Source organism: Sphingobium sp. HWE2-09 (assembly GCF_035989265.1).
Classification (GTDB): Bacteria; Pseudomonadota; Alphaproteobacteria; order Sphingomonadales; family Sphingomonadaceae; genus Sphingobium.
The window spans coordinates 57,317-77,849 of record NZ_JAYKZX010000003.1; the positions used below are offsets into that span (position 1 = coordinate 57,317).

The 20,533-nt window shown below is 65.5% G+C and carries 23 protein-coding genes and 1 pseudogene; 14 read left to right on the top strand and 10 right to left on the bottom strand.

Going from position 1 to position 20,533, the window contains the following annotated elements:
* The first annotated feature begins 107 nt into the window (after window positions 1-107).
* The gene (locus tag U5A89_RS05810) at window positions 108-713 is read left to right on the top strand and encodes a peptidylprolyl isomerase (protein WP_338160260.1); all 606 of its coding nucleotides are present in this window, start codon (window positions 108-110) and stop codon (window positions 711-713) included.
* A gap of 194 nt (window positions 714-907) precedes the next feature.
* On the opposite strand, the gene U5A89_RS05815 is transcribed toward U5A89_RS05810, so the two are convergent.
* The 4 genes from U5A89_RS05815 to secB form a co-directional block, all read right to left on the bottom strand.
* Window positions 908-1,573 (bottom strand): DUF4136 domain-containing protein, encoded by a 666-nt coding sequence (locus U5A89_RS05815; RefSeq protein ID WP_338160261.1) that lies wholly within the window; start codon window positions 1,571-1,573, stop codon window positions 908-910.
* Window positions 1,574-1,797: 224 nt separating this feature from the next.
* Window positions 1,798-2,802: a tryptophan--tRNA ligase gene (trpS, locus tag U5A89_RS05820; protein ID WP_338160262.1), complete on the bottom strand. Its 1,005-nt coding sequence runs from the start codon at window positions 2,800-2,802 to the stop codon at window positions 1,798-1,800.
* 15 nt (window positions 2,803-2,817) lie between these two features.
* Window positions 2,818-4,395 (bottom strand): murein biosynthesis integral membrane protein MurJ, encoded by a 1,578-nt coding sequence (gene murJ, locus U5A89_RS05825; protein WP_338160263.1) that lies wholly within the window; start codon window positions 4,393-4,395, stop codon window positions 2,818-2,820.
* A 119-nt stretch (window positions 4,396-4,514) separates the two neighbouring features.
* On the bottom strand, window positions 4,515-5,015 hold the full coding sequence (gene secB / locus U5A89_RS05830; protein ID WP_338160264.1) for a protein-export chaperone SecB: 501 nt from the start codon (window positions 5,013-5,015) through the stop codon (window positions 4,515-4,517).
* 184 nt (window positions 5,016-5,199) lie between these two features.
* On the opposite strand from secB, the gene U5A89_RS05835 reads away from it, so the two are divergent.
* The 4 genes from U5A89_RS05835 to U5A89_RS05850 all read left to right on the top strand — a co-directional run bounded on the left by U5A89_RS05835 (window position 5,200) and on the right by U5A89_RS05850 (window position 9,446).
* Window positions 5,200-5,856: a Tim44/TimA family putative adaptor protein gene (locus U5A89_RS05835; protein ID WP_338160265.1), complete on the top strand. Its 657-nt coding sequence runs from the start codon at window positions 5,200-5,202 to the stop codon at window positions 5,854-5,856.
* On the top strand, window positions 5,853-7,112 hold the full coding sequence (gene mltA / locus U5A89_RS05840) for a murein transglycosylase A (RefSeq protein WP_338160266.1): 1,260 nt from the start codon (window positions 5,853-5,855) through the stop codon (window positions 7,110-7,112). Before U5A89_RS05835 ends, mltA begins: the two co-directional genes overlap by 4 nt.
* Window positions 7,113-7,120: 8 nt before the next feature.
* On the top strand, window positions 7,121-7,663 hold the full coding sequence (locus U5A89_RS05845) for a Smr/MutS family protein (RefSeq protein WP_338160267.1): 543 nt from the start codon (window positions 7,121-7,123) through the stop codon (window positions 7,661-7,663).
* Between the two features lie 97 nt (window positions 7,664-7,760).
* A complete protein-coding gene (locus U5A89_RS05850) occupies window positions 7,761-9,446 on the top strand; it encodes a putative bifunctional diguanylate cyclase/phosphodiesterase (RefSeq protein ID WP_338160268.1) in 1,686 nt (561 codons plus the stop codon).
* 205 nt (window positions 9,447-9,651) lie between these two features.
* Here U5A89_RS05850 and dapE read toward each other — a convergent pair whose 3' ends face one another.
* Window positions 9,652-10,791: a succinyl-diaminopimelate desuccinylase gene (gene dapE / locus U5A89_RS05855; RefSeq protein ID WP_338160269.1), complete on the bottom strand. Its 1,140-nt coding sequence runs from the start codon at window positions 10,789-10,791 to the stop codon at window positions 9,652-9,654.
* 55 nt (window positions 10,792-10,846) lie between these two features.
* Between dapE and U5A89_RS05860 the strand changes: the two genes are divergently transcribed.
* Window positions 10,847-11,290 (top strand): cupin domain-containing protein, encoded by a 444-nt coding sequence (locus U5A89_RS05860; RefSeq protein WP_338160270.1) that lies wholly within the window; start codon window positions 10,847-10,849, stop codon window positions 11,288-11,290.
* Between the two features lie 2 nt (window positions 11,291-11,292).
* Window positions 11,293-12,327 (top strand): S66 peptidase family protein, encoded by a 1,035-nt coding sequence (locus tag U5A89_RS05865; RefSeq protein WP_338162955.1) that lies wholly within the window; start codon window positions 11,293-11,295, stop codon window positions 12,325-12,327.
* A gap of 7 nt (window positions 12,328-12,334) precedes the next feature.
* On the opposite strand, the gene U5A89_RS05870 is transcribed toward U5A89_RS05865, so the two are convergent.
* On the bottom strand, window positions 12,335-12,547 hold the full coding sequence (locus U5A89_RS05870; protein ID WP_338160271.1) for a DUF4287 domain-containing protein: 213 nt from the start codon (window positions 12,545-12,547) through the stop codon (window positions 12,335-12,337).
* Between the two features lie 122 nt (window positions 12,548-12,669).
* Here U5A89_RS05870 and aat point away from each other — a divergent pair, with 122 nt between their 5' ends.
* Window positions 12,670-13,422, top strand: a complete 753-nt coding sequence (gene aat / locus U5A89_RS05875; RefSeq protein ID WP_338160272.1) for a leucyl/phenylalanyl-tRNA--protein transferase — start codon at window positions 12,670-12,672, stop codon at window positions 13,420-13,422.
* Window positions 13,423-13,457: 35 nt separating this feature from the next.
* Here aat and U5A89_RS05880 read toward each other — a convergent pair.
* From U5A89_RS05880 to U5A89_RS05895, 4 genes and pseudogenes are all read right to left on the bottom strand, one after another.
* Window positions 13,458-13,877 (bottom strand): annotated as a pseudogene (locus tag U5A89_RS05880) (DUF2155 domain-containing protein); the annotation flags it as partial.
* Window positions 13,874-14,272 carry an NADH:ubiquinone oxidoreductase subunit NDUFA12 gene (locus tag U5A89_RS05885; protein ID WP_338160273.1) on the bottom strand — a complete coding sequence of 133 codons (399 nt, stop codon included), beginning with the start codon at window positions 14,270-14,272 and terminating at the stop codon, window positions 13,874-13,876. The gene U5A89_RS05885 and the pseudogene U5A89_RS05880, both read right to left, overlap by 4 nt.
* Window positions 14,273-14,322: 50 nt before the next feature.
* Window positions 14,323-14,850 (bottom strand): DUF192 domain-containing protein, encoded by a 528-nt coding sequence (locus U5A89_RS05890; protein WP_338160274.1) that lies wholly within the window; start codon window positions 14,848-14,850, stop codon window positions 14,323-14,325.
* A gap of 134 nt (window positions 14,851-14,984) precedes the next feature.
* Window positions 14,985-15,617: a cytochrome c family protein gene (locus U5A89_RS05895; RefSeq protein ID WP_338160275.1), complete on the bottom strand. Its 633-nt coding sequence runs from the start codon at window positions 15,615-15,617 to the stop codon at window positions 14,985-14,987.
* A 185-nt stretch (window positions 15,618-15,802) separates the two neighbouring features.
* On the opposite strand from U5A89_RS05895, the gene U5A89_RS05900 reads away from it, so the two are divergent.
* From U5A89_RS05900 to U5A89_RS05925, 6 genes are all read left to right on the top strand, one after another.
* A complete protein-coding gene (locus U5A89_RS05900) occupies window positions 15,803-16,693 on the top strand; it encodes a prephenate dehydratase (protein ID WP_338162956.1) in 891 nt (296 codons plus the stop codon).
* A 134-nt stretch (window positions 16,694-16,827) separates the two neighbouring features.
* Window positions 16,828-17,556: a sterol desaturase family protein gene (locus U5A89_RS05905; protein WP_338160276.1), complete on the top strand. Its 729-nt coding sequence runs from the start codon at window positions 16,828-16,830 to the stop codon at window positions 17,554-17,556.
* A 76-nt stretch (window positions 17,557-17,632) separates the two neighbouring features.
* A complete protein-coding gene (locus U5A89_RS05910) occupies window positions 17,633-17,986 on the top strand; it encodes a DUF2141 domain-containing protein (RefSeq protein ID WP_338160277.1) in 354 nt (117 codons plus the stop codon).
* Between the two features lie 59 nt (window positions 17,987-18,045).
* The gene (locus U5A89_RS05915; protein WP_338160278.1) at window positions 18,046-18,909 is read left to right on the top strand and encodes a MipA/OmpV family protein; all 864 of its coding nucleotides are present in this window, start codon (window positions 18,046-18,048) and stop codon (window positions 18,907-18,909) included.
* An 87-nt stretch (window positions 18,910-18,996) separates the two neighbouring features.
* Window positions 18,997-19,908, top strand: coding sequence for a tetratricopeptide repeat protein (locus tag U5A89_RS05920; RefSeq protein WP_338160279.1), 912 nt, complete (start codon window positions 18,997-18,999; stop codon window positions 19,906-19,908).
* A gap of 5 nt (window positions 19,909-19,913) precedes the next feature.
* Window positions 19,914-20,528 carry an LON peptidase substrate-binding domain-containing protein gene (locus U5A89_RS05925; RefSeq protein WP_338160280.1) on the top strand — a complete coding sequence of 205 codons (615 nt, stop codon included), beginning with the start codon at window positions 19,914-19,916 and terminating at the stop codon, window positions 20,526-20,528.
* The last annotated feature ends 5 nt before the right edge of the window (window positions 20,529-20,533 follow it).

Consider the following 20,533-nt stretch of genomic DNA (forward strand, 5'->3'; position numbering starts at 1 on the left):
GGGTGTGTTCCCGCGCAGGTGGGAACCCAGTCCCGCCGCACGAACTGGTTGCCTGCCCCCGCCGCAATAGGCTTTCGGATCACCGGGGCGCACTCTAGGCTGGTGGCATGATTCGCCATCTCGCCCTCGCGCTCCTCGCCATCCTGACCCTTGCGTCCGCCGCCGCGCAGACGCCCGCGGCTCCGCCGTCCACCGATGTCCGCGTCGCGCTGGAGACGGACAAGGGCAGGATCGTCGTGGCGGTGCATTCGGACAAGGCGCCCGTCACCGCCGCCAATTTCCTGAAATATGTCGACCAGAAGCGCTTCGACGGCACGGTCTTCTACCGGGGCGTAGGCGCGGCCGACTATGGGTTCGTGCAGGGCGGCGCGCAAAATGACCCCAAACGGATATTGCCGCCGATCAAGCATGAGCCGACGAACCAGACCGGCCTCAGCCATGATGATGGCGCGCTGTCGATGGCCCGCTACGCGCCAGGCAGCGCCACCGGCGACTTCTTCATCGTGCTGGGCAAGATGCCGGGCATGGACGCCCATCCCGACGCACCGGGCGACAATCAGGGCTTTGCCGTCTTCGCCCATGTGGTGGAGGGAATGGACGTGGTGAAGGCGATATTGGCCGCGCCCAAATCGCCCACGGCAGGCGAAGGCGTGATGAAGGGGCAGATGCTGGAAGCGCCGGTGAAGATCGTCACGGCGCGGCGGGTGCCGTGAGGCTATGATGGCCGGGTTAATCGGACCAGTTGGAGCAGTATGGCTTTGATCTGACCCGTTCGCTTCGCGCGAGGTCGAGAAGGCGGTAACGCCATGTCCCCGTTTCCCTCGCTGCCCCCATGGTCCCGGCTTCAAACGCAAAAGGCCCGGCGCTTATGCAAGCGCCGGGCCTTTTGCGTTTATGCGGCTGAGCCTCAGCCCTTCTTTTCGGGCGGCAAGGTGATCTTCACATCCTCGCCATTCTGGCCGGGGAAGTTGGTGAACATCGCGTCGATCAGGTTCGGCACCAGATAGGTCAGCTTGTTGGACAGCGACTGGGCGCTGGCCTTGCCTTCGAACAGGCGGCGATTGTCGGCGGCCCGGTCGATCTTCATGCTAAGATCGCTGGTATAGACGGTATAGCTGCTCACATCGTTGAAGCCGCCGCCGCCGAACAGCCAGGGATCATAAAAGCCATAGCCCCATGGGCGGCCCCAACGGCCGCGGCCCCAGCCGCCGCCCCAAGGGCCACCGAAGCCAGCGCCGAAGCCGCCACCGCCAAAGCCGGTGGAGCGTACCTTCTCACGACCATTGTCGACATCATAGGCGACGCGGACGATCAGGTCCGCGCGGGCCGGGTCGTTGGCCTGGACATAGCCGGTCTGCGCCAGCCGCTGCCCGACCATGTCGGCATAATGGGCGAACTCCAGCCCACCTGCGAGCTGCGGATTGTCGGCAACGACGATATAGCTTTGCCCGGCCGGGGCAGGAAGCTGCTGGAAACGGGCGACATCGGCCTTGAAACCGGTGGCGCAGCCGGACAGTGCCACCAGCGCCAGAGCTGGCGCCGCAATCAGGCCGAACTTCTTGAAACGGGTCATTTTTCTGCGTCCTGTACCAGGCAAGAGCCTCTTAACATCATTGCGCATGCCATAGCATAACGCAACTGAACATCGATTGAACGCGCGAACCGACCGAACGGGCGCAAACCATGTTCTTGTCTGACAAGGGACGACATGCGCCCGACCTTCCCGTAAAGCCGGACCGGCAGGGACGACGCTTTTGCCGTCCCTGTGATATTATCGCATCAGACCCGCCCGGCGCGTCAGCGCATCAGGCCCATCGCATCATAGGCCGCGCGCAGGGTCGGCTCCGCTGCCGCCGCCGCCTTGGCCGCGCCCTTGTCCAGGATCGCGTCGAGCGCTGCGTCATCGGTGCGCAGCGCCAGGAAGCGCTCGCGGATCGGGCGCAATGTTTCGACCAGCACTTCGCCCAGCGCAGGCTTGAACGCGCCAAAGCCTTGGCCCGCAAATTGAGCGCAGACGGCATCGGGCGTCGTGCCGGACAAGGTGGCGTAGATACCGACCAGGTTGTTGGCTTCGGGGCGACCGGCCAGTCCTTCCACCGTTTCCGGCAGCGGTTCGGGGTCGGTCTTGGCCTTGCGCACCTTCGCCATGATGGCGTCGTCATCGTCGGTCAGGTTGATGCGGCTCATGTCGGACGGATCGGACTTGGACATTTTCGCCGTGCCGTCGCGCAACGACATGATTCGCGCCGATTCCTTGGGGATGATCGGATCGGGCAGGGTGAACAGTTCGATGCCGAAATCGCTGTTGAACTTGGCGGCGATGTCGCGGCACAGTTCCAGATGCTGCTTCTGGTCGTCGCCCACCGGCACATGGGTAGCGTTATAGACCAATATGTCGGCCGCCTGCAGCACCGGATAGACGAACAGGCCGACGGACGCGCCTTCGCGGTCCTTGCCCGCCTTGTCCTTGAACTGGGTCATGCGGTTGAGCCAGCCGATGCGCGCGGTGCCGTTCAGCAACCAGCACAGTTCGGCATGAGCCGGTACGCGCGCCTGGTTGAACAGGACGGACCGGTCCGGGTCGATCCCGGCGGCGACCAGGGCGGCGGCCATGTCGCGCACGTTGCGGATACGCTGTTCGCGCCCTTCATGCACGGTGATCGAATGCATGTCGGCCAGGAAGAAGAAGCACTGACTTTGCGCGTCCATCTCATCCTGCATCCGCACCCAGTTGCGGATCGCGCCCAGATAATTGCCAAGGTGCAGATTGCCGGTCGGCTGGATGCCGGAAAGGACGCGCATGGGAATGATCCGTTCTTAAGAAGTTGCAGTCTTGCGGCGCATCAGCGCCTTGATGTCGGACAGCCGATAGGCTCCGGTGACGAAGGATGCCAGCCCGTAAAGCGCCACGCCAGCGCCGACCAGCACCGCCAGCGCCACATAGCGCTGCACCATCGCGCCGGTCAGCCAGGGATCGAGCAGGTCTTCGCCCGCCCAGAGTGCCACGCCCATGATGAGCGCGGCGATGGCAAGCCGGGGCAGGCGGCGGCGCAACCCCGCATCGGCCGCGAAATGGCCGCGCTTCACCAGCGTGCGATACAGCATGGCAACATTGATGGTGGAGGACAGGGCGGTCGCCAATGGCGGGCCGATATGACCCAGGGTCGGGATCATCGCCAGATTGCCGATGATGTTGATCAGGATTGAAACCATCGCATAGCGCACCGGCGTCTTCGTATCGCCGCGCGCATAATAGCCGGGCGTCAGCACCTTCACCAGGACATAGCTGGGCAGGCCGATCGAGAAGGCGGACAAGGCCCAGCCGCACCGCATCGCGTCTTCGGGCATGAAGCGGCCATATTGGAACAGCCCGCGCACGATCGGTTCGGCGACGACCAAGAAGGCGACGGTCGCGGGCAAGGTCAGGAACAGCGCCAGCTCGATGCCTCTGTTCTGCGTTTCCATCGCGGCGGCGTCTTCCCCCTTAGACAGCATCCGCGAAATGGTGGGGAGGAGGATCGTGCCAAGGCCGATGCCGATCAGGCCCAGCGGCAACTGGTTCAGCCGGTCGGCATAATAGATATAGGTGATCGAACCCGATGCGAGCAGCCAGCCCGACAGGGCGGTGGAGACGAGCAGATTGATCTGCGACGCGCCAGCCCCGGCCGCCGCTGGTAAAATCTTACGCAGCAACTCGCGCACGTCGCCGTCAAGGCGGGGCCGCTTGATCCGCATCGACACGCCCGCCCGCTTGCAGGCCAGGATCAGCCAGAGCAGCTGGAGCGCGCCGCCGATCGTCACCGACATCGCCTGCACCCGCGCGGTCTCATATTCGTTCGCGCCGTGGAAGAACCACAGCCCGGTGATCATCGCGACGTTGAGCAGGATCGGCGCGGCGGCATTGACCCAGAATTTGTCGAGCGAATTGAGGATGCCGCCCAGCAGGGAGGCCAAGGATATCAGCGCCAGATAGGGAATGGTGATACGCGACAGGGTGACGGCGAAGGCGAATTGCTCCGGCGTCGGGTTCTGCCGCGCGAAGCCGCCCGACAGCGCCCAGGTGATCGGCCAGGCGGCGGCGATCAAAATGGCGGTGAAGAGCAGGAGGACCGGCAGCAAGACGGCGAGCGCGCGTTCGGCGAAGTCATATCCGGCCGGTAATCCGCCGTCACCCGCCGCCTTCTTGTTGAAGAGCGGGATGAACGCGGCGGAAAAGGCGCCTTCGGCAAACAGTGCACGGAACATATTGGGCAGGCGGAAGGCGACGCCATTGAACGCGTCGGACGCAAAGCCCGCGCCGACATAACGCGCCGCCAGCGAATCGCGCACCAGCGCAAGGATGCGGCTGGCAAGCGTCAGCCCGCCGACCGAACCCAGGGCGCGGACCAGTTTCATACGATCGACCCCTGATCCGTTCGCCCTGAGCCTGTCGAAGGGCTTCCTTTCTTTTTGGCAGAGAAGGAAGGGGCTTCGACAGGCTCAGCCCGAACGGGGTTGGAGATCATCGCAAGTTATCAGGCGTGACCGGCCGGTTCGCCCGCGGTCGTTTCCATCTGCTGCGCCTGCTGCAGATAGAGCGCGCCGAAGTCGATCGGATCGAGCAGCAGCGGCGGGAAGCCGCCGTCGCGGATCGCATCAGCCAGCACCCGGCGGGCGAAGGGGAAGATGAGGCGCGGCGCTTCGGCCAGCATGAAGGGCTGGATCTGGTCTTCGGGCACGTTGCGCATGCCGAAGATTGCGGCATAGAGCAGTTCGACCGCAAAGGCGGTGCCCTGCGGCGCGATCGCCTTCACTTCGATCTTCAGCGCGATTTCCAGCACGTCGTCGCCGACGCGCTCTGCGCCGATGTTGAACTGCACGTCGATCTGCGGCTGGTCCTGCCACTGATAGACGGCCGGCGCGTTCGGATTTTCGAACGACAGATCCTTCACATATTGGCTGATCAGCGCGATTTGCGGCGCGGTGTCGGCGCCGTTGCTCAAATTCGTGGTGATATGATCGGTTTCGTCAGCCATGCTCTTCCCTAGACTTCCCGTTGGTCCGGCGGCGCCAAGACCCCCGGATAATGATGACCCGCGCGCTTAGCAGGGGCGGCAGGGCAGGGCAATGCCGTGCCCCCACAAGCGCGCATTTGAAGTTGCGTGCAAACATGCCTATGTTGATCGGAACATTGTCCCACGCAAAAGGGTATAGCCTTCCGTGTATGTGATCGTCATCCTCGCCATGATCGCCGGTTTTCTGGCGCTGCGGCTCTATTCGGTGCTCGGCAAGCGCACGGGCCACGAACAGGAACCCGCGCTGCGTCCCGCCGACGAACGCGCCAAGGTGACGGTGCTGCAACCCGGCCCGATGGCGCAGAATAGCGGCGATTCGGTACGTCTGGCCGAAGGGCTGATCGCGCCTGGCGCCGAAAATGGCGTGCGCGCCCTGATCGCTGCCGACCGCAGCTTCGACGTGCCGCAATTCGTGGATGGCGCGAAAAGCGCCTACAAGATGGTGCTGGAAGCCTTCTGGCGCGGCGATCGCGAAGAACTGACCTGGTTGTGCGACGACGATGTCCGCGCTTCGTTCGAGGCGGCGATCGATGCGCGTGAGGCCGACGGCCATGTGCTCGACAATCGCCTGGTCCGCATCGAAAAGGCGCAGATCGTCGAAGCATCCGCCCATGGCGGCATCGCGGAAATCGCGTTGCAGTTCGAAGCGGATATCGCCGCCGTCACCCGCGACAAGGACGGCAATGTCGTGGCCGGATCGATGACCGACGCGGTGGGCACGAAGGATATCTGGACCTTCACCCGCGACATTCGCAGCGCCGATCCCAACTGGAAGCTCAGCGAAACCGACGAAGCGGCATGATCGCACGCCATTCGGGGGGCGCGTTGCTTGCAGCGTTGATGCTGTCTGCCTGCGCGGGCGGCATGATCCCGCCTTCGGCTGGCGGCCCCGCGCCATTACCGGCCAGTCCCCGGCCCTCGGGCGACAGTGCGACCCGTCCCGTCCCGGCCACGCCGCGCCCGGCCCTGCCGGTCGAAGTGCCGACCGATCCGGCGCTCGACAAGACCACCGCTGCGGGCGTCGGCGTCACGCGCGGTCCCGATATCGCCAGCCTCATCCCGTCGGGCGAACGATCGCGCCTGGCGCTCCAGGCCTTCCGCATATCCTGCCCGACGCTGATGAAGCGGACCGACGCCAGCGGCCTGACGCGCGGGTCCGATTGGAACAATGCCTGCGCCGCCGCGTCCAGTTGGCCCGAAACATCGGCTAGCGAATTTTTCGCCCGCTATTTCGAAGCGGTGCAGGTGGGTGACGGCACGGCCTTCGTCACCGGCTATTATGAACCGGAAATTGCCGGATCGCGCACGCGCCAGCCCGGCTATGACGTGCCCATCTATCGCCGCCCGACCGACCTGATCGACGTCGATCTCGGCCAGTTCAGCGATAGTCTGAAAGGGCGCACGATCCGCGGCAAGGTGAACGGCACCAAGTTCGTCCCCTATGACGATCGCAGCCAGATCGTTTCGGGCGCGCTGACCGGGCGCGGGCTGGAACTGGCCTATGCCGCCGATCCGGTGGAGTTCTTCTTCCTCCAAGTGCAGGGCAGCGGTCGGCTGAACTTGCCCGACGGCGGCGTCATGCGCATCGGCTATGACGGGCAGAATGGCCGCGACTATACTGGCATCGGCAAGCTGATGAAGGATCGCGGGCTGATCCAGGCCGGGTCGATGCAGGACATCATGCAATATCTGCGCGCGCATCCGGCCGAAGGCGCGGCGATCATGAATGAAAATCGCAGCTTCGTCTTCTTCCGCGAACTGACCGGCGCGGGGCCGCTGGGCGCGCTGGGCGTACCGGTGACGCCCGAAGCGACGGTGGCCGCCGATCCCAAATTCATTCCGCTGGGCGCGCCGGTGCTGCTCTCGCTCGACCGGGCAGAACCGGGCGGCGTATGGATCGCCCAGGATACCGGCGGCGCGATCAAGGGCGCCAATCGCTTCGACAGTTTCTGGGGCGCGGGCGCACGGGCGCGAGGCATAGCGGGCGGCATGTCGGCGCGCGGCAGTGCCCTGGTGCTGCTGCCGATCGGCTCGGCGGCGCGCCTCGCCCGACCCTGATCCGCGCCATGGTGCGGCGTCGCCTGTCCAGCGAGGAGCAAGCGCTCTGGTCCGCGCTGACCCGCACGGTCCGGCCGATCCGTCCCGTCGTGCGGGTCTTCGCGGTCGATCCCGCGCCTGCCGCTCCGCCCGGCGTCCCGCCTGTCAAAAGGTTAACGCCGCCACCATCGCGCATCATCGCTGCACCGCCCGCCCGGACCCCGGCGGCGGTGCTGGACAGCGGATGGGAGCGCCGTATCCGCGGCGGCACGATCAGCCCGGACGCCAGCATCGACCTGCACGGCCACAGCCTGTCGGCCGCTCATGTGCGCCTGAACCAGGCGATCGCCGCCGCTTTGGCGCGCGATGCCCGCGTGTTGCTGGTCGTGACCGGCAAACCCCCGAAAAACGCTGCTATGGGCGGCGCATCGCATCGCGGCGCGATCCGCGGCGAGATAGGTCATTGGCTCGAAACCAGCCCCTATGCCGATCGTATCGCCAGCGTCCGCGTCGCGCATCCGCGCCATGGCGGCGATGGGGCGATCTACCTGATATTGCGCCGCAAAAAATGACCGTTTTTTGTCGGTCCTGATGATCTTTTCTTAACCACTGTCCTTCATATCCGGCGGATCGTGGGTCCTGCGGGACCGGTATCGGGCTGGGAGACACATGCAGGGCGTGACGTTGAAAAGCCGCGCCACTGCCTTCGCCTGCGCCGCGGGGGCGCTGGTGTTCATCCTGTCGCTGGTGCTGGGCTATACCCCCAATCAGCAGGACGACCTGTTGCAGATCGGCCGATCGCTGATCATCGCCATATTATGCGGCACGATGAGTTGGGCGTCGGCGCGCAGCACGATCGCCACCACCGCCACCGCAATCGATGCCGCCACCGAACGTCTGCTGTCCGCCGCCCATGGCGACCTGCAATCGCGGGTGCCGACCGACATCGGCCAGGAACTGCCCGACCTGTCGGTGGCGATGGAAAGCCTGTTCAGCCAGGTGCGCACCAATCTGGACCATGTCCAGACGCTCGCGCTGTTCGACCAGATCACCGGCCTTGCCAACCGCACCAGTTTTTGCCGCCAGGTCGAACGGCTGCTTGCGGAGCGCGAGGACTATGGCCTCGCCACGCTGTTCTTCATCGATCTGGACGGGTTCAAGGCGGTCAACGACACGCTGGGCCATGCGGCGGGCGACCAGTTGCTGGCGCGGGTAGCGGGCCGCCTGCGCGAAGTCGTGATGGCGCAGGTGAGCGCAGGCGGCAGCGACGCCGTCATTGGCCGCCTGGCGGGCGACGAGTTCACCCTGTTCTTTCCCCATCTGTCCGATCCCCCAGCGGCGCAGCGGATCGCGCGCGCGATCCAATTCGCGCTGGGTGAGCGGTTTGACCTTGGCAGCCAACATGTGGATCTGGGCGCGTCGATCGGCATCGCCTGCTATCCCGATCATGGCGCGACGCTGGCCGATCTGCTGCGCGCGGCCGATGTCGCCATGTACCATGCCAAGCATCAGGGCCGGGGCCGCGCGGAAATCTACACCGACGCGCTGGCGCTGGAAGCGCAGGACCGCGCCGAACTGGAGCGCGACCTGCTGCGCGGGTTGGAGCGGGAGGAGTTTCTGCTCGAATTTCAGCCGCAGATCGATGTGGCGAGCGGCCATGCGGTCACCGCCGAAGCGCTGGTGCGTTGGGCGCATCCCGATCGGGCGCTGGTCATGCCCGGCGCCTTCGTGCCGGTGGCGGAGGAAAGCGGCGCGATCGTCGCGCTGGGCGACTGGGTGATGGGCCGCGTGTGCCAGACCGCCGCGCGCTGGGCCGCGACCGGCGTGCATCAACGCATCGCCATCAACATATCGACCCGCGAACTGGCGCAGCCCGATTTCTTCCTGCGCCTGCGCCACGCCATCGCCACCCATGGCGCGCCGCCCGCCATGCTGGAACTGGAGATCACCGAATCGCTGGCGATGGAGATGGACCCGCGCGTGCTGGATCAACTCCATGCGCTGCGCCAGGATGGCGTGCGCGTCGCCATCGACGATTTCGGCACCGGCTATTCCAACCTGGCGCGATTGAAGGAATTGCCGGTCGATCGGGTCAAGATCGACCGCAGCCTGGTCCGCGACATCGCCACATCCGCCGAAGCGCGCACCATCTGCTCTGCCGTCGTCGGCCTGATCCAGGGGCTGGGCATGGAAGTGGTGGTCGAGGGGATCGAAAGCCAGGCGCAGATGGACGTGCTGCGCGTCATCGGCTGCACCCTATTCCAAGGCTACCACCTGGCGCGGCCCACGGGCGAGCAGGACTATCTGGCGCAATTCGCGCCACGGCTTCAGGCGCAGGTCCGCGACGCGGGCTAAAAGCAATTTGCATCGACAATAACCAGTAACATGTGGTTCCCCGGCGAAGGCCGGGGTCCAGTCGAGAGCGCAGAACTGGACCCCGGCCTTCGCCGGGGAACGCTGTGATTGTTCCGATGGGCCATTGTTATGGCGGTTTGGTATCAGACGCGCACTCATTCACCGCGAAGGCGGCAACGCCCCCGCATAGGTCAGCAATGCCTGCTCAGCCCAGCGCCCGCTCCACCACCAGCGTGTAGATCTTCGTCAGGTCGTGCAGATCCTGGACCGCGACCGCCTCGTCCAGCTTGTGCATGGTCGCATTGTTCAGCCCGAACTCCACCACCGGGCAGAGGCGCGACAGGAAGCGCGCGTCGGATGTGCCGCCGGTCGTGGACAATTCCGTTTCCAGCCCGGTCACGTCGCGGATCGCGCCGCTGACCAGATCGCTGAACGCGCCCGGCGCGGTCAGGAAGGATTCGCCGCTGATCTTGGCTCCCACCGTGCCGCCTTCGACCGCCGCGATTGCCTTGATCCGCTCGATCAGCGATGCGCCGCTATGCTGGTCGTTGAAGCGGATGGAGATGCGCGCGGTCGCCGCGCCGGGGATGACATTATGCGCGACATTGCCGACTTCCAGATCGGTAATCTCGATATTGCTGGGCTGGAACCAGTCGGTCCCTTCGTCCAGAACCTCCGCCTCGATCGCCGTCAGAATGCGCACCAGCTTGGGGATCGGATTGTCGGCCAGATGCGGATAGGCGACATGGCCCTGGCTGCCCGCCACGCAAATCCACATATTCACCGACCCGCGCCGCCCGATCTTCACCACGTCGCCCAGCCGCACCGATGATGTCGGCTCGCCCACCAGGCACAGGTCGGGGCGCAGCTCATGCGTCGCCATCCGGTCTATCAACGCCAGCGTGCCGTACACCGCCGGGCCTTCTTCGTCGCCGGTGATGATCAGGCTGATCGTGCCGGGCAGATCGTCGGGCAGCGCGTCCAGCGCCGCGACGAAGGCGGCGATCGACCCCTTCATGTCCACCGCGCCACGCCCGTAGAGCAGGTCGCCGCGAATGTCCGGCACGAACGGATTGCTGGTCCATCCCGCGCCCGGCGGCACCACGTCCAGATGACCTGCAAAGGCGAAATGCGGCCCGGCGCCGGTGGTGCGCCAGGCTAGCAGATTTTCCACCGGTCCGTCGGGTGCTTCGCCCAAGGTGAAGCGGTCCACGGTAAAGCCGCGCGGGACCAGCATCGCTTCCAGCACGGCGAACACTTCACCGGTCGCTGGCGTTACGGACGGGCAGGCCAGCAACCGCTGGGCCAGGGCCACGACATCATCATTGGTGCTGGTCATGCTCATCGTCCCGCGTTAGCGAAAGCCATGTCCCTTGACCAGTGACAGGAGGAGGACGGCCATGCCCCGGATCGACCTGGAAACCATCGCGCAGACCAACCGCACCGGCTATCCGGCCGATCATGCGGCGATCGTCGCGGGGCGATGGGTGCGCCAACTCGGCCCTGTCCATGGCCTGTCCGATTTCGGCGTCAGCCATGTCGTGCTGAAACCCGGTGCGGCCTCTTCCCACCGCCATTGGCATGAGGATGAGGATGAATTTGTCGTGATGGTCGCGGGGCAGGCGGTGCTGGTCGAGGATGATGCCCGCACGCCGATGGGGCCGGGCGACATGGCGGCCTTCCCCAAGGGCGAACCGAACGGCCACCATCTCATCAACGAAAGCGCGACCGATTGCATCTTCGTCGCCTTCGGCCGCCCGCCGACCGGGGATTGTCATTATGCCGATATCGACCTGCTCTGGTCGGACGGCGCCTATCGTCACAAGGATGGGAGCAGCTATTGATCATGCGGATGGACCGGCGCGGCGTGATGGCAGGCGCCATGGCCGGGATGGGCGCGCTGCTGACAGGGATGCCCGCCATGGCCGCGCCGCTGGTGAAGCCGCCCAGGCTGCGCGCGGGCGACACGGTCGGGCTGATCGAACCGGCGGGCTTTACCGACGACGCGTTCGACCTGGACCTGGTCAAGGATACGATCGTCGCCATGGGACTGAAGCCCAAGGCTGCGCCGCATCTGGCCGGGCGCTACGGCTATCTGGCGGGGACGGACGCGGATCGCGCCGCCGACGTCAATGCGATGTTCGCCGACCCGGAGGTTCGCGCGGTCTTCGCGGTGCGCGGCGGCTGGGGGTGCGCGCGCATCCTGCCCCGGCTCGACTTCGCGATGATCCGCAGAAATCCCAAGCTGCTGGTCGGCTTTTCCGACATCACTGCGCTGCACCTGGCCTTCGCGGCGAAGGCGGGCTTCACGACTATCCACGGTCCCAATGCGGCGAGCAGTTGGGGCGCCTATAGCTGGGACGCGTTCCGCGCCGTCGCCTTCGATGCAGGCACGCCGACCTTGTCCAATCCGGTGGGGCATGAGGACCGGCTGGCGCAGCGCGCCGGGCGCATCCGCACCTTCCGCCCCGGCGTGGCGCGCGGACGGCTGCTGGGCGGCAACCTCACTGTGTTGGCGGCGCTGATGGGCACGGCCTATCTGCCCGATTTCAGCGGCGCGATCCTGTTCATCGAGGATGTCAGCGAACCGCCCTATCGCATCGACCGGATGCTGACACAGCTGGCGCTAGGCGGCGTGCTGGGCAAGCTCAGCGGCGTAATCTTCGGCCAGTGCACCGACTGCGGCCCCAGCGGCGCGAGCTATGGCGGCTTCACCCTGTCGGAAGTGCTGCAACAGCATCTGGAGCCGCTTGGCATTCCATCGTTCCAGGGCGGCCAGTTCGGCCATGTCGCCAACCAATATAGCCTGCCGCTGGGCGTGCAGGCGGAAATGGACGCGCGCGCAGGGACGATCAAGTTGCTCGAAAGCGCGGTCAGCTAGGGGGCGCTCAGCCCTTCTCCGCCGCCAGGGTGTGTGCCACCAGCGCGTTGGCATGACCATGACCCATGCCATGCTCGGTCTTCAACATGGTCACCAACTCCATATGCTTGGCCGGCAGCGCCTGCCGCACCAATGCCTGCCACTCGGCGATCGGGCGACCATAGGTCTTTTCGATCGAGGGAAAATAGGATGCTGGTCCCTTGACCGGTTCGTCCGCCATCTCTGTGCCTTCCACCTTTGGATATAGGCCTCCATGATCGGCCTTGGGTGTCGAAACCGCAAGGACAGGTTGCAGGAAAGGGGGCTATCCCCGTCCGCCTGGCCTGCCTATCCTGCCCCGCAATGATGATCGAACCGCTCGTCCTGTTGCAGGCCTATTCCATCGGCGTCTTCCCCATGGCCGACGATCGCGACGCGGAGGAGGTCTATTGGGTCGAACCCAAGCAACGGGCGATTCTACCACTCGATGGCTTTCACCTGTCGCACTCGCTGTCCAAGATAGTGCGTCGCGACCGTTTCCGCGTCACCGCGAACCGTGCATTCGCGCAGATCTTGGCGCTTTGCGCGCAGGCCGCGCCGGACCGGCCATCGACCTGGATCAACCATCAGATCGAAGCCGCCTATCGCCACCTGCATGACGCCGGTTTTGCCCATTCGGTCGAGATCTGGGACGGGGACGAACTGGTGGGCGGCCTATATGGCGTCGCGATCGGTCGCGCGTTTTTCGGCGAATCCATGGTATCGCGCCGCACCGACGCGTCGAAGGTGGCGCTGGCCTGGCTGGTCGCGCGGCTGCGGTTCGGCGGCTTCACCCTGCTCGACTGCCAGTTCATGACCGATCATCTGCGCACGATGGGCGCAGTGGAAATCAGCCAGCGCGCCTATCTTCAGTTGCTGGGCGCGGCGACCGGGGGCGTGACGCTGGGGGCAGGGGCTGGGGCACTGGCGGCCGGTTCGGGCGTCGCGGCGGAACTGGCGTTCGCGCCGCTGGCCGGTGACGATGCCGCGACCGGCTCACCCTTGGCGCCCAGCTTGACCGTGCCCGGGCCGCTTTCAGGCCAGGCCATTGCGCAGCTTCTGACCCACACGTCATAGATCGGGTGCTGCACGACATTGCGGTCGGGCCGTTCACGAAACAGCCAGCCGGAAAAATTGCGCCGCCATTTGCCGTCGGCGCTGCTGCGCACGTCCAGTTGGACGAAGGCGCCGGTTTCCTGCACATTTTCCCACGGCGCGCTGGTTTCGCACGCCTGCAGCCGCACGATCGCATCGCCCACGCGCACCGCTTCGCCCGGTTTCATGGTAAGGTCGCGGGTCAGGCCGTTGCGCTTGTTCAGCAGGCCGATCACCGCCGTGCGCTCCGCCATCGGTGTGCCGGGCAGCGCGCCGCCTGCCGCCGATCGGATCGGCGTGCCTTCCACCTTGACCGGTCCGGTCTGGTTACCGGCAGGCACGTCGTTCTTGCCGCACGCGGCCAGCGCCAGCGTACAGCATAACAGGGCAAGCGCAGGCTGGATCGGCGGGACTCCGCCCGCCGGACGCCGGATCATGCCGCGTCGGGGCTCCACGCCTCATAATCGCCGGTCGCCTTCTGGCGCTGGCCGCCCTTTTCGAGCGCGCCGGACGGGCGATAGGCGTTGACGGTGCCGGTGGCGTTGGGGGTCGATTCCAGTTCCCAGATGCGCGGTGGCGGCAGGAAACTTTCGGGCGCACCTTCGATCGAATGATGCAGCCAGCCATGCCACTCGGCGGGTACGCGGCTGGCGTCGTTGGCGCCGTTATAGATCACCCAGCGGCGCGGTTCGCCGTTCAGGCCGACGCCGCCCTGATAATAGACATTGCCCTGATGGTCCTCGCCCACCTTGCTGCCCTTGCGGGAGGTGAAGAGCGAAGTGCCGATGGTCGCGCCATCCCACCAGGTGAAGATCTTGCCGAGGATACCCATGGGCCAAGCGCTTAGCCGCTGCGACGGGCGCGGGCAAGGAGGATGTGGGGTTATGGCGTTGGCGCGGGGCAGAAATTGCGGTCGGTCGCGCGCTTGTCGGCAGGTACGGCGCAGCCGCCCCAGGCGATCCGGTCGCCTTCCCCGATGCCCAGTTCCGCCGCCCGTCCGCCGCGCAGTTCCAGCACCGCGGCCACCGGCACGCCCGCCGACACCGGGATGCGCGAATAGGGCTGCGCATTGGCCTGCAGGAACGCGATCGTCCCGTCGGTATGGATGAACACCATGTCGAGCGGGATCAGCGTGTCCTTCATCCAGAAACTCGCGGTGCGCGGCGGGTCCATCGGGAACAGCATCCCGCCGTCGTCGGGCAGGCTCTTGCGGAACATCAGCCCTTTTTCCTGCTCCTGCGGCGTGGCGGCGACCTCTACGTCGAAGCGGTGCGTGGCTTTGGCCGTGCGGATGACGACTGGCAGCGTGGTGACGACCGCCTGCGTTTGCGCGGCGTTGTCGGGCGCGGGTGCCGGTTTGGAGCAGGCGGCCAGCAGGCTGAGGGCGAGGAGGGCAGGGACGCGGATCATGGCCCTGCCTAATGCGAATCATGGGGGAAGGGGAGAGGCATTATTCCCCTGCCGCTGGCGGGCGGGTTGATTGGAAACGACAAAGGGCGCGGCAACCGGTGCCGCGCCCTTTGTCCTGTGCCGTTCCGCGTCGCTTATTCGGCGGCGTTGGCGGCCGCGTTTGCCGCCGGGGCTTCCGTCGCATTGGCGGCGTTGCCCGCTTCGGCAGCGTTCGCGCCTTCGGCGGCCGCCGGCGCAGCGTCGGCGGCGGGAAGGGGCAGGTTGGAACCCTGCGTGTTCAGCCAGGCGATGAGGTTCGCACGGTCGGCGGGGTTGCCCAGGCCTGCGAAGGTCATCTTGGTGCCGGGCGCAAATTCACGCGGGCTTTTCAGCCAGTGGTCGAGATTGTCGAACGACCAATTGCCACCCTTGCTCTTGAGCGCGTCGGAGAAGGCGAAGCCGCCCTTGCCCTGGCCGATGCCTTCGCCGACCGTGGCGTAGAGATTGGGACCGATGCCGTTGGCGCCGCCCTGGTTCACGGTATGGCAGGCGGCGCATTTCGCGAACACCTTTTCACCGGCCGCGACGTCGGCGGTGGCGAGCAGCGTGTTGAGGCCGGGGCCGGTATCGCCGCCCGCTGCGCCTTCGGCTTCGACGCCTTCGATCGCATAGCCCATCTTCTCGGGCCGTTCGTCGTGAAAATATTTGGAACTGACGATCGCGCCACCGAGCGCGATGATCCCCGCGAACAACGCCCAGCCCGCCACGGTATTGAAACGATCGCCCATTTCGCTCGATTTCCCTTGCGCTTCTGTTCTGGCGGCTGTCTTCCGCGCCCCCTCTTGTGCGCTGCCATAATGGCGGACACGCCACCATGCAACCCGCGTTGGCGCGGTAAATCGTCCCTTATATGCGCCAAGTCCTTGGCGACGCTTGCGTGGGGAAGGGCGAAACCTTAAGCGCGCAGCCACATATGGACCATTTTCCCGCTCCCGCCCGCGCCATCGTCGCGGACCTTACCGCCAAGGCCGCGCGCGATCCCGACCGCGCCGTCGCCTATCAGGGCGCGCCCGGCGCCAATTCGCATCTGGCAGCGCTCGGCTATGCGCCCGATTGCGTGCCTTTGCCCTGTTTCGCGTTCGAGGATGCAATCGACGCCGTGCGTAACGGACAGGCGGCACGGGCGATCATTCCCATCGAAAACAGCCTGCACGGGCGCGTGGCGGACATGCATTTCCTGCTGCCCGAATCGGGCCTGGCGGTGATCGACGAATATTTCCTGCGCATCCGCCACTGCCTGATGGCGCCAGACAACAGTCCGGTGAAGAGCGCGATCAGCCATCCCCAGGCGCTGGGCCAGTGCCGCCATTATCTGCGCGAGCGCGGCATCCAGCCGGTCGCCTATGCCGACACGGCGGGCGCGGCGGCGCTGGTTGCGGAAACGCGCACGCCCGGCGAAGGGGCGATCGCGCCCTATCTGGCGGCGGAACTTTACGGCCTGCGCCTGATCGCGGAGAATATCGAGGATAGCGACGATAATATGACGCGCTTCCTGGTGCTGGCGCGCGACCCGAAAATGCCGGTCGCCAATGTCGGGCCGGTCATGACGACCTTCCTGTTCGAAGTGAAGAATGTGCCCGCCGCCTTGTATAAGGCGATGGGCGGCTTTGCGACCAACGGGGTCAACATGACCAAGCTGGAAAGCTATCAGCGCGGCGCCAGCTTCGCCGCGACCGAGTTTTTCTGCGATATCGAAGGGATGCCGGGCGATCCGGCGGTGGACCGGGCCTTGGCCGAACTGGAATTCCACACCAAATGGGTGCGGCAGTTGGGCAGCTATCGCCAGGCGCGGCCACGAACCTAGGCGAGGGTTCCCCGGCGAAGGCCGGGGTCCAGTCATGACGCTGGAACTGGACCCCGGCCTTCGCCGGGGAACGGCGTGCCGCACAGTTACGTCTTCCGCTTTCCCAGCGGCCTAACCGCGCCTATAGCGCCCCCATGGTCGCAGCCATCATCCTGTCCGCTCTTGCGATGAGCGCCATCGTCGGCGTGCGCTATCTGCTCGCGAGCGGCGGCTTTGCGCTGGCGACGCGGATTCGGCAGCCGGGTCTGTATCGCGGGCTGGAAAAGCAGATGGGGCGGGAAATCGCCTGGTCGCTGGCGTCCGCGCTGATCTATGGCGTACCCGCCGGGATCGTCGCCTGGGGCTGGCAGCAGCGGGGGTGGACGCGCATCTATAGCGACGTGCACGCCTTGCCGCTCTGGTATCTGCCAGTGTCGGTGCTGTTCTATCTGGCCGCGCATGACACATGGTTCTACTGGACGCATCGCTGGATGCACCGGCCCAAATTGTTCCGGGTCGCCCATGTCGTGCATCATGCCAGTCGCCCGCCGACCGCCTGGGCGGCGATGAGCTTTCATCCGTGGGAGGCGGTGACCGGCGCGGTGGTGATACCGGCGCTGGTGTTCCTGATTCCGATCCATGTCGGCGCTCTGGGCGTCGTGCTGACGATCATGACGATCATGGGCGTCAGCAATCATATGGGGTGGGAGATGTTTCCGCGCTGGCTGGTGCGCGGGCCATTGGGCGGATGGCTGATCACGGCCACCCATCATCAGCGGCATCACGACCTCTATAATTGCAATTACGGCCTGTATTTTCGCGTCTGGGACCGGTTGTGCGGCACCGACAGGGGACTGGGCGATTTCAGGAAGGCGTCGGTTTGAAACGCTATGGGTTGATGATGGCCATGACGATTGCATTGACGGGCGCGGCCCCCCCGGTCAGCCGCAGGCGCTGACCATGGTGCTGCAGGGGCTGCGCTCCACCAAGGGGCAGATATTGGTATGCGTGACGCGGCAGGCGGCGCATTTTCCCGATTGCACCAAAGACCCGGACAAGCATCATCTGGCGGTGGCCGCGAAGAACGGACCGGTATCGGTGGGCGCGCTGACGCCGGGCGATTATGCGATCGCGGTCGTCCATGACGAAAATGGCAATGGCAAGCTGGACACGTTTGCCGGGATTCCGCGCGAAGGGGTCGGCTTTTCGCGCAATCCGGTGCTGCGCTTCGGCGCGCCCAGCTTTGCGTCGGCCAGTTTTACCGTCGCGGGTGCGCCCGTGGAGCAGGTCATAAAACTCAAATATTTCCTCTGAAAAGCGGAGGGCGGAACCGGAAACGGCTTCGAAACATTCTACGCTCCAGACGCACATTTATGAACGGGGCCATCATGCAATATTTCCGCAGCCGACTGGTCGCGACCCTGGTCGCGGCCCTGCCTCTCGTCGCGCCCGCCATGGCGCAGGAAGAAGAGCAGCACAGCACTTTGACGGTGGGCGTCGGCGCGGCCGTGATCCCCAGCTATGAAGGGTCCGACGATTATCGCGTGCTGCCGATCGCGCAGGCGCGCGGCAAGGTGCACGACATCGCCTTCTGGACGCGCGGCACGGCGCTGTATGTCGACGTAATCCCCGATCCGACCGGTACCGGCGTCGATTTCGAGCTTGGCCCGGTGGTCAATGTCCGTCTGGACCGCACCAGCCGTAAGAATATCAAGGACGACGCCGTCCGGTTGCTGGGCAAGCGCGACGTCGCCGTCGAGGTCGGTGGTTTCGTCGGCGTCGGCAAGACCGGCGTCATCACCAGCGATTACGACAATCTGTCGGCGCGGGTCGCGGTGACCAAGGATGTCGCGGGCGCGCATGGCGGCTATGTCATCACGCCGACGATCGAATATTTCACGCCGCTCTCGATGACGACCTTCGTGGGCCTGAGCGCATCGGCGGATTATGTCGGCAAGAAATATGGCCGCTATTATTATGACATCACGCCGCAGGAAAGCCTGGCGAGCGGGCTGGACATCTATGACCGGGCCGGGCGCGGCTCGGGTTTCAAGCGGATGAGTGTCAACCTGTCGGCGGGCAAATCGCTGTCGGGCGATCTGCGCAAGGGCTGGGCCGTGTTCGGCGTCGCGGGCTATTCGCGCATGTTGGGCAAATATGCCGATTCGCCGATCGTGGCGGATGTCGGATCGCGCAACCAGTGGGTCGGCGCGATCGGGGTCGGCTATACCTTCTGACCGGTCAACTTGCGCCGGAGGGGTGACGCCCCACATAAGGCGCGGTATGACGGCGGCGCGTGACCGCATGGACAGGAGATTATAAGCGTGGCGACCCTGGGATTGAGCGAGGCCGACAAGGCAGCGGTGGAGACGTTTCGCCAGGATGTGGTGGAGCCTTCCCGCACGCAGTTGGTGATCGTCGATTTCTGGGCCGAATGGTGCGGGCCATGCAAGCAACTGACCCCGATCATCGAGAAGGTCTGCGCCGATTATGCGGCCAAGGGCGTCAAGCTGGTGAAGGTCAATGTCGATGAGAATGGCTTCATCGCCAGCCAGTTCCGGGTGCAATCGATCCCGACCGTCTATGCCGTGTTTCAGGGCCAGCCGGTCGCCGACCTCTCCCAGGCGCGGACCGAAGGGCAGCTGAAACAATATCTCGACCAGCTGCTGTCGCAATTGCCGATCGAATCCGACGAAAAGGCGCAGTTGCAGGAAATCGCGCCGCTGATCGCCATGGGCGAAGAGGTGCTGGCGGAGGGCGACGCGGAGCGGGCGCTGGAAATCTTCGCGCAGATTGCAGAAATGACGCCGGACAATGTCGAGGTCGTCTCCGGCCAGGCGCGCGCCCTGGTGGCGTTGGGACGGCTGGATGAGGCGGAAGCCACGCTGGACGCCTTGCCCGCCGATGTCGCCAAACATGTCGCCATCGATCAGGCGCGCGCGGCGATCGCGCTGGCGCGGGATGTGAAGCCGGTGGCCGACCTGTCAGGCGTGCAGGCGAAGGTGGATGCCGATCCTGACGATCATGAGGCGCGGTTCGAACTGGCCGGCGGCCTGATGGCCAATGGCGACCGGGATGGCGCGGCCGACGCGCTGCTGGAAAGCGTGCGGCGCGACCGGACGTGGAATGACGGGGCGGCGCGGGCGCAGTTGCTGACCATCTTCGACGCGGTGGGTCTGGAAGATCCGTGGGTGTCGGCGCAGCGGCGCAAGCTGTCGCAGATCCTGTTCTCGTAACCCTTATGCCGCTTGCACGCGTCTCCATCTTCCCCCTGCCCGGCGCGTTGCTGCTGCCGGGGATGGACCTGCCGTTGCATATTTTCGAGCCGCGCTATCGCGCCTTGATCCACGATGCGATGGCGCGCGACCGGCGGATCGGCATGATCCAGCCGCGCGGGGTGGGTCCGGTGCCGCCGTTGTTCGACATGGGATGCCTGGGCCATGTCAGCCATATCGAGGCGCTGGACGACGGGCGGTTCAATATCGTGCTGACGGGCTTGGCCCGTTTCCGGCTGGTGCGCGAACTGGATGTCGCGACCCAGTTCCGCCAGGTCGAGGCCGATGTCGAACAGGCGCCGCAGGAGGATGAATTTCTGCACGCGGTCGAACGCGCGGCGCTGGAGCAGGAATCGCGGCGGTTCGCCGATATATTGGGCTATGTCGTGGACTGGACCGCGGTGTCGCGTCTGGACGACACGGCGCTGGTCAACGGCATCGCCCAGATCGTGCCGTTCGACCCGGCGGCCAAGCAGACCTTGCTGGAGGCGGACAGCCTGTCCGAACGGTCGGAACGCATCATTCAGTTGATGCAGATCGTCGGCCGGATCGAGCGCGACGGCAGCGCGACGATGCAATGAACAGG

Bases quoted from the DNA above. Each gene is read 5' to 3' on its own strand.
- U5A89_RS05810 (WP_338160260.1), top strand. From the start codon at position 108: ATGATTCGCCATCTCGCCCTCGCGCTCCTCGCCATCCTGACCCTTGCG.
- U5A89_RS05815 (WP_338160261.1), bottom strand. From the start codon at position 1,573: ATGACCCGTTTCAAGAAGTTCGGCCTGATTGCGGCGCCAGCTCTGGCG.
- trpS (WP_338160262.1), bottom strand. From the start codon at position 2,802: ATGCGCGTCCTTTCCGGCATCCAGCCGACCGGCAATCTGCACCTTGGC.
- murJ (WP_338160263.1), bottom strand. From the start codon at position 4,395: ATGAAACTGGTCCGCGCCCTGGGTTCGGTCGGCGGGCTGACGCTTGCC.
- secB (WP_338160264.1), bottom strand. From the start codon at position 5,015: ATGGCTGACGAAACCGATCATATCACCACGAATTTGAGCAACGGCGCC.
- mltA (WP_338160266.1), top strand. From the start codon at position 5,853: ATGATCGCACGCCATTCGGGGGGCGCGTTGCTTGCAGCGTTGATGCTG.
- U5A89_RS05845 (WP_338160267.1), top strand. From the start codon at position 7,121: ATGGTGCGGCGTCGCCTGTCCAGCGAGGAGCAAGCGCTCTGGTCCGCG.
- U5A89_RS05850 (WP_338160268.1), top strand. From the start codon at position 7,761: ATGCAGGGCGTGACGTTGAAAAGCCGCGCCACTGCCTTCGCCTGCGCC.
- dapE (WP_338160269.1), bottom strand. From the start codon at position 10,791: ATGAGCATGACCAGCACCAATGATGATGTCGTGGCCCTGGCCCAGCGG.
- U5A89_RS05860 (WP_338160270.1), top strand. From the start codon at position 10,847: ATGCCCCGGATCGACCTGGAAACCATCGCGCAGACCAACCGCACCGGC.
- U5A89_RS05865 (WP_338162955.1), top strand. From the start codon at position 11,293: ATGCGGATGGACCGGCGCGGCGTGATGGCAGGCGCCATGGCCGGGATG.
- U5A89_RS05870 (WP_338160271.1), bottom strand. From the start codon at position 12,547: ATGGCGGACGAACCGGTCAAGGGACCAGCATCCTATTTTCCCTCGATC.
- aat (WP_338160272.1), top strand. From the start codon at position 12,670: ATGATGATCGAACCGCTCGTCCTGTTGCAGGCCTATTCCATCGGCGTC.
- U5A89_RS05885 (WP_338160273.1), bottom strand. From the start codon at position 14,272: ATGGGTATCCTCGGCAAGATCTTCACCTGGTGGGATGGCGCGACCATC.
- U5A89_RS05890 (WP_338160274.1), bottom strand. From the start codon at position 14,850: ATGATCCGCGTCCCTGCCCTCCTCGCCCTCAGCCTGCTGGCCGCCTGC.
- U5A89_RS05895 (WP_338160275.1), bottom strand. From the start codon at position 15,617: ATGGGCGATCGTTTCAATACCGTGGCGGGCTGGGCGTTGTTCGCGGGG.
- U5A89_RS05900 (WP_338162956.1), top strand. From the start codon at position 15,803: ATGGACCATTTTCCCGCTCCCGCCCGCGCCATCGTCGCGGACCTTACC.
- U5A89_RS05905 (WP_338160276.1), top strand. From the start codon at position 16,828: ATGGTCGCAGCCATCATCCTGTCCGCTCTTGCGATGAGCGCCATCGTC.
- U5A89_RS05910 (WP_338160277.1), top strand. From the start codon at position 17,633: ATGGTGCTGCAGGGGCTGCGCTCCACCAAGGGGCAGATATTGGTATGC.
- U5A89_RS05915 (WP_338160278.1), top strand. From the start codon at position 18,046: ATGAACGGGGCCATCATGCAATATTTCCGCAGCCGACTGGTCGCGACC.
- U5A89_RS05925 (WP_338160280.1), top strand. From the start codon at position 19,914: ATGCCGCTTGCACGCGTCTCCATCTTCCCCCTGCCCGGCGCGTTGCTG.